At 55.3% G+C, this 436-nt stretch carries 1 protein-coding gene; it reads left to right on the top strand.

Features of this window, described 5'->3' with window-relative positions:
- Positions 1–436 (top strand): pseudouridine synthase (locus tag ACTHUE_RS20530; RefSeq protein ID WP_440424334.1); only part of this gene is annotated, 436 nt, incomplete at both ends.

Genomic DNA, 436 nt, shown 5'->3' with positions numbered 1-436 from the left:
GACCACCAGCGGCCTGTTGCTGTTTGCGCTCAAACGCGACAGCGCGGCGGCTTTGTCAGCACAGTTTGCAGAGAAAACTATGCGTAAAACGTATTTGGCACTCAGTACGCACAAGCCGGCGAAAAAGCAGGGCTGGGTGAAAGGCGGTATAGCGCGTTCGCGGCGCGGTACATGGAAGCTGACGCGAGACGAGGATAATTTTGCCGTTACCCGTTTCAGCAGCCAAAGCCTGAAGCCCGGTTTGCGCATGTTTGTGTTGCAACCGTTTACCGGCAAAACCCATCAGCTGCGCGTGGCCATGAAAAGCATAAGCAGTCCGATTTTGGGCGATACGCTGTATGGCGGCGATGAGGCGGGACATCTGTTTTTGCACGCTTGGCGTTTGGTTTTCGACTATCGCGGCGAGCATCTCGATATTCGGGTTGCGCCCGATAAA

The organism is Neisseria sp. P0021.S005 (genome assembly GCF_051956955.1).
The sequence above is the reverse complement of the archived record's forward strand: the minus strand, read 5'-3'. Positions and strand labels throughout refer to the sequence as shown.